Origin of the sequence: Mycobacterium sp. (assembly GCF_035499775.1) — a bacterium.
Lineage (GTDB): Bacteria > Actinomycetota > Actinomycetes > Mycobacteriales > Mycobacteriaceae > Mycobacterium.
On the sequence record NZ_DATJYB010000127.1, the window covers coordinates 1 to 4,571 of the forward strand.

The window sequence follows — 4,571 nt, forward strand, 5'->3', positions numbered from 1 at the left end:
GATGATCTACATCCGCGGCCCCCGGCTCGACTACGACGAATGGGCCGAACAGGGAGCGCCGGGCTGGTCCTACGACGAGGTCCTCCCCGTGTTCAAGCGCTCCGAGTGCAACGACGAGTTCGACGACGAATACCACGGCACCACCGGGCCGTTGAAGGTAACCCGTATCACCAATGTCGACCCGGTCACCCTCGCCTTGATCGAGGCCGCGGCCGCGCAGGGAGTCGCCCGCAACAACGACTTCAACGGTAAGCAGATGGACGGCACCGGCCAGATGCAGGTCAACCAGCACCGCGGGATGCGTTTCGGCAGCGCCGAAGCCTTCTTGGCGCCGCTGGCGCGTCGCAAGAGCCTGGCGATTCGCAAGAACACGCTGGCAACCCGAATCGTCATCGAAAACGGCCGCGCGGTCGCGGTTGAGGTTGCCGACGGGAAGGGTCGGACCGAGCAAATCCGCGCGCGCGCCGAAATAGTCCTCTCCGGTGGCGCCTTCAACACCCCGGCCTTGCTGCAACATTCGGGAATCGGTCCAGCCGACTTCCTGCGCTCGGTCGGGGTGACGCCGGTGGTCGATCTACCGGCCGTCGGCGAGCACCTGATGGAGCACCCGCTGGCCTCGGTCTGCTACGAACTTGCCGACGGGTACACCGGGATTTCCGACGCCAACGACCCCAAATATCTCGCCCAGTGGCTGGCCTTGCGGCGGGGCAAGCTCACCAGCAATATCGCCGAGGGCGCGATCCATTGCCGCACCGATGCGAGCATGCCCGCACCCAACTTCCAGATTTTGCTCTCGCCCGCCTTCTTCTACAACCACGGGCAGACATCGTGGGATGCCCCGGCGGCGACGATGGCGCTGTCCTACATCGGTTCCCGGAGTTGTGGTCAGGTCAGGATCCGTTCGAACAATCCAATCCGCAAGCCGGCAGTCACCTACAACATGTTCTCGGAGGAATCCGAGCTTGACGAGATGGTCGACGCCGTCGAGTTCGCCCGCGCAGTCGCGGCGAACGCGCAGAACAGCGGGGTCCTACGAGCCGAAATCACCCCCGGCGATGGCGTCCGCACCCGCGACGAGATCAAAGGCTGGATTCGGACGTCGGTGCAACACACGTTCCACCCGGCGTGCACCGCGCGCATCGGGTCACCCGCCGATGGTGTCGTCGACCCGAAGTTGCGCGTACACGGCGTGGAGGGCCTGCGCATCGCCGACACCTCGGTGATGCCGACCATCGTCCGCGGCAACACCCATGCGCCCGCAGTCATGATCGGAGAACGCTGTTCCGACTTCATCAAAGGGTCGTAGGCGTAAGACCGCCGCCCGAAAATCGGATGGCGTGGAGGCACGGCGCCGCGGGTTCAATTCGCGTGTGCATCGAGGAAATCGTCGATGTAGGTCCAGGTTGTTTCCGGGGCTTTGGCGCCGGTGAGCACGCCGAGATGGCCGCCGGGAGCCGTCTCGAGCCGCACCTCAGGTGAATTCGGCAACAACTCGCCGACGTGGTGCGCCGTCCCGACCGGCACGAGCACGTCGGTCCGACCGGCGACGTTCATCACCGGCACCCGCACATCGGCGAGGTCGACGAGCTTCGTTGGACCTTGAATCTTGCCGCTTGCCAGCTCGTTGCCGTGGAACAGGCGCTGATAGACCTGTAATGTCGCCCGGCCTGGGTAGGCCAACATGCTGTTCATGATGCCGTCGACCGCCTCGACCTGGGCGAGGAACTCGCGGTTATCGCGGTGCTGGAAGAGCTTCACCGGCTTCTTGATATAGGTCGGCAGTGACGTCGCCTTGAACACGGGACCGACGATCTGCGCCGGGATCCCCCCAAACACCCTGAAGGTGGTGCCCAGGATCCGCCCGCCGGTGACCTTGCCGATCATCTGGAGGGGCGCGGCCATGGGGTTCTTGCTGTTGTCGAACGGGCTCGCGACCATCGCGACCGACTTGATCGGCAAGTCCGGATATGCGGCCGCCGTGAGGATCGATAGCAACCCGCCCATACACCAGCCGACCAGATGCACCTCTTGTCCGCCTCTGTCCTCGGACGCCTTTTTCACCGACTCCGGGATGACCCCGCTCACCCAATGCTCGAGCCCGAGGTCCTTGTCGGCGAACGCGATGTCGCCATAGTCGACGAGGTAGGTCGGGCGACCGGATGTGACGAGGTGCTCGGCCAGCGAGCACCCCCTCCGCAGGTCGAAGCAGGCGGCCTGCGACGCCAGCGGCGGCACGAGTAGCACCGGCACATCGCGTGCGGTGTTGATTTCAGGGTCGCTTCGCTGCTGCCCGCCGCCGCCGTCCGCTGGCAAGTAGCGATGCAAGGTTCGTGTGCGACCGGTGTCGATCACCTCCGACGGCATTCGCGTCATGTCTGCGATACCGCCTTTGACCAGGAAATCGTAGAGATTGGAAACCGCCTGCCGACGCTGCTCCAGTGTCCGGTTGCGGTCGAATATCGATGTCATCGCAACTCACCCACTCCCGCCAAAGTGACTGTTAGAAGTGTATCGGCGCACCATTCGGCAAGGTGCGATTTTCGGAGCGCATCGGCGAAGACGACTGATTCGGCGCTACAGCCGGCCCGCGGCGAACGCCGCCGCCTGGTTCGTCATTCCCGACTGAATGTACTGACCATGTGGCCCCATGCTCACACCGCGCGTGCAAATCGGATCCCCGGGCATGCACATGTCGATCGTTTTCGAGCGGTACAGCGGGCCGATGGTGGGAATCGCGCTGGCCGATGTCCGCACGAAACTGCCTGATGCCGAAGGATTTCCGAAGACAGCGACGGCGGCGACGTGGTTGGCGACACCGGGTGGCATCTGCGTGGTGCTGACGTCCATCACGGCCGCACCCTGCGAGTACCCGCCGAGAACCATCCTGGTGTTGGGACAGTTCGCCGCCATGGACTGGACATGAGCGCTCGTGTCATTGGCACCGGCGGGGATGGAACTACCGAAACTGTTGCTCGCGGGGTAGTTGACCGGATATACGCTGACGGCCCTCCCCCCTAATCGCGAACGCAGCGAATTGACAAATGACCCTCCGACCCCCCCGACGCCAGGGGGTTCGGTGGTGCCCCGGGCGAACACCACGTCGACGTCGGAGCAGGGAGCCGCGGTAGCGGATGGCAGGGACGAGGCAGCGGTGACTGACGCGGCCGCGACGACAGTCGCACCGAACAGACCAGAAAACGGACGTGCGGTCACGGCATGCATTGGCCCGGGCGCGCCGGCCCGACGATGGAAGCTCATGGTGGTTGTCCTTGGTGTGGTCGCCGCCTGGTTGGCAGCTCTCACACTTAGGAGCAACGACGTCGGTCCTAGGGGACACTTTTTTACCGCCGACGCTGCGTCGAGTCCGAGGCGTGGCAGCTGTTCAGACCAAGGTGGTAGGACAGAGCCATGACGAGGGAACTCCGCATCAGGCGCGATACGAGCGCCTGAGGCCCCGACGGTGCGACGCTTCCGCCCTGACGATCCGCTGTCGATCGCGCTGATCATCGTCATCGTGGTGGCCCTCGTCGCCGCCGGCCTCATCGGGGCGGAGCTCTACGGGCGCTACCGCGCCGACAGCATCGTCGCCGCGGCCACCAAGTGCGTGGTGCACGACAACGCGAGCGTCTCGTTCGGGGCTAGGCCGTTTCTGCTGCAGCACATGACCGGCCACTACGGCAAAATCTCGATCATCACCGCGGGCAACCAGATACGCGGGGCCAGGGGCATGAAGGTCTACGTGAGCGTCGATGACGTAAGGCTGCAGAGCGGGACCAACCCGAAGGGCACGATCGGGGCTTTGGACGCCACAATCAACTGGTCATCGGACGGCATCAAGCGGACCCTGCAAAACTCGGTCCCGTTGTTCGGCAGCTTCCTCGGCGGCGTGCAGACCAATCCGTCCGACGGCACGATCGAGCTGCAGGGCATAGTGGGCAGCATCACCGTCAAACCCCAGGTCCGGACCAACACCGTCGGGCTGCAGGTGGTCAGCCTCAACGGGCTTGGCCTCACGCTTCCAAGCGAGTCGGTGCAGCCCGCGTTAGACGCGTTTGCCAGCGAGCTGACCGACAACTACCCGCTCGGCATCCATGCCGACAGCGTGCAGGTCACGGATAACGGTGTCGTGGGCCACTTTTCGACGCGCAACGCATCCATCCCGCAAGGCAACCCGTGCTTCGCGAATCTGTAAGCCGCTGCCCCGAGTGGGCCTGGTCTTCCTCGCGCTTTCTCTGACACGCAGAACCTGGCGTAGTACAACTACTTCAATCGAGGCACATCGGAGGGAGGCCCGCAGTGAAGATGTCGCCGTTCGACTACCACCGACCGGACACGGTCGACGAGACGATCGCCCTACTCGAAACGTACGGCGGGGACGGCAAGGTGCTGGCCGGTGGGCAAAGCCTTCTTCCAATCCTCGCCCTGCGGCTGACCCATCTCGGGCATCTCATCGACATCGGCCGGGTGCAAGGCTTGGAGTCCATCGAGGTGGATGACGACGGCACCGTCTCGGTCGGAGCGACAGTGACACACGCTCGGGTCGAGAAGTCCGATGTCATGGCTGCGGCCGC

The 4,571-nt window shown here is 64.4% G+C and carries 5 protein-coding genes; 3 read left to right on the top strand and 2 right to left on the bottom strand.

Annotated elements, in window-relative coordinates:
- Window positions 1–1,306: GMC family oxidoreductase (locus tag VML93_RS09140; RefSeq protein ID WP_325609841.1), on the top strand; the 1,306-nt coding region annotated here is incomplete at its 5' end.
- Window positions 1,307–1,359: 53 nt separating this feature from the next.
- Here the strand turns inward: VML93_RS09140 and VML93_RS09145 are convergent.
- On the bottom strand, window positions 1,360–2,373 hold the full coding sequence (locus tag VML93_RS09145) for an alpha/beta fold hydrolase (RefSeq protein ID WP_325609843.1): 1,014 nt from the start codon (window positions 2,371–2,373) through the stop codon (window positions 1,360–1,362).
- Window positions 2,374–2,574: 201 nt separating this feature from the next.
- Entirely contained in the window at window positions 2,575–3,213 is a 639-nt protein-coding gene (locus tag VML93_RS09150; protein WP_414686312.1) for a cutinase family protein, read from the bottom strand.
- 247 nt (window positions 3,214–3,460) lie between these two features.
- Between VML93_RS09150 and VML93_RS09155 the strand changes: the two genes are divergently transcribed.
- Together VML93_RS09155 and VML93_RS09160 are read left to right on the top strand one after the other, a co-directional pair.
- On the top strand, window positions 3,461–4,192 hold the full coding sequence (locus tag VML93_RS09155) for a DUF2993 domain-containing protein (RefSeq protein ID WP_325609845.1): 732 nt from the start codon (window positions 3,461–3,463) through the stop codon (window positions 4,190–4,192).
- 110 nt (window positions 4,193–4,302) lie between these two features.
- On the top strand, window positions 4,303–4,571 hold a 269-nt coding region (locus tag VML93_RS09160; protein ID WP_325609849.1), incomplete at its 3' end, for an FAD binding domain-containing protein.

Coding starts and splice junctions, on each gene's coding strand:
- VML93_RS09145 (WP_325609843.1), bottom strand. CDS start 2,373: ATGACGCGAATGCCGTCGGAGGTGATCGACACCGGTCGCACACGAACC.